Raw genomic sequence first — 1,617 nt, 5'->3', positions numbered from 1 at the left:
TATATCAAAAAGACAAGCGTTCAGGCATCACTTATGCCTATGAATCCATATCCCATTGGGACAAGGAAAAGAAACAATCGCGTTCAAAGCGAAAACTCATCGGACGGGTGGATGATGCAACGGGTGAAATTGTGCCGACGGACGGCAGAGGCAGAAAAAATAAGTCCGATACACTGGTAAAAAAGAGAGGACCAATACCTTCTGAAATAGTGAAACGCCGCTTTTGTGGAGCTACCTATCTTCTTGATGCGATCGGCGATCAGCTCGGGATTACCACCGATCTTAAAAAGTGTTTTCCTGATAACTATAAGCAACTCTTGTCCATTGCCTATTATCTGATACTTGAAGAAAACAACCCTTTATTCAGATTTGAAAAGTGGCATGCATTGCATAAGCATCCTTTTGACAAAAATATCTCTTCGCAACGAAGTAGTGAGGTTTTTGCCTCAGTGAAAGAAGAGAACAAGGAGCAATTCTTTCGTCTTCAGGGACGACGTCGAATTGAGAAAGAATACTGGGCTTATGATATCACATCTATTTCCAGCTATTCTGAGCACCTGAGACAGGTCCAGTATGGCATGAATAAGGAAAATGACCGTTTGCCACAGTTAAACCTTGCCATGGTATTCGGAGAAGAATCAAACCTTCCATTTTACTACCGACAGCTTGCCGGCAATATACCTGATTCAAAAACAGTGAAGCATTTACTTGCCGACTTGAATGTTTTGGGTATCCCAAAAGTAAAATTGGTCATGGACAGAGGCTTCTACAGTGAATATAATATCAATGGTCTCTACAAAGATCATATCAAGTTCTTGATTGCCGGCAAAACCTCACTGAAGTTTATTCGAAAGGAACTGGATCCAATATATGATGAATTCCGCTCTTTTGAGCATTATAGTGAAAAATACGAACTGTATGCCCGCACCGTCCAAACCGAATGGGACTACACTCAAGAAAGACGATACAAAGGGGACACACTGACAGATAAAAAACGTATTTATCTCCATTATTACTACAACATCGATAAAGCTGCTGAAGATGAAAAAACCTTTGACAAGAAGCTGATTGGCCTTCGCAATGAACTGGAAAGTGGCAAACGAGTTCCTGAACACGAGAAGCTCTATAGCAGGTACTTCGAGGTGAAAGCAACACCTAAACGTGGTACCAAAGCAACCATCAGGCAGGAAGCTGTTAGAAAGGTCAAAAAGTACTATGGCTATTTTGTTCTTCTGAGCAATGAAACCATGGATGCAATTACCGCGCTTGAGATCTACCGTAATAAAGATGTGGTGGAAAAGGCGTTCGGAAACCTAAAAGAACGATTGAATTTGAGACGGACGTTAGTATCCTCTGAACAAAGTCTTAATGGTAAGCTGTTCACTGAATTCATTGCCTTAATCTATTTATCATACATTAAGAAGCAAATGCAGGAAAAGAATCTCTTCAAAGACTATACATTACAAAGTCTACTGGATAAACTGGATGTTATAGAATGTTTTGAGCATCCGGGTCAATCTATCCGTGTAGGCGAGATTCTGGAAAAACAAAAGCAATTATATAGAGACCTTGGGATTGAACCGCCAACCTCGTTATGAGTTGGCGGGAATCCAGGTT

General features: G+C 40.8%; 1 protein-coding gene. It reads left to right on the top strand.

The window, feature by feature from the left end; genetic code table 11:
- Positions 1–1,598, top strand: a 1,598-nt coding sequence (locus P0N36_RS15250; RefSeq protein WP_275843741.1) for an IS1634 family transposase, incomplete at its 5' end; no start/stop codon positions are given.
- Between the last annotated feature and the right edge of the window lie 19 nt (positions 1,599–1,617).

The organism is Petrocella sp. FN5, assembly GCF_029210395.1.
In the GTDB taxonomy this organism is placed as follows: Bacteria; Bacillota; Clostridia; order Lachnospirales; family Vallitaleaceae; genus Petrocella.
Note: the sequence above shows the minus strand (reverse complement) of the source record. Positions and strands in the feature narration are given on the sequence as shown.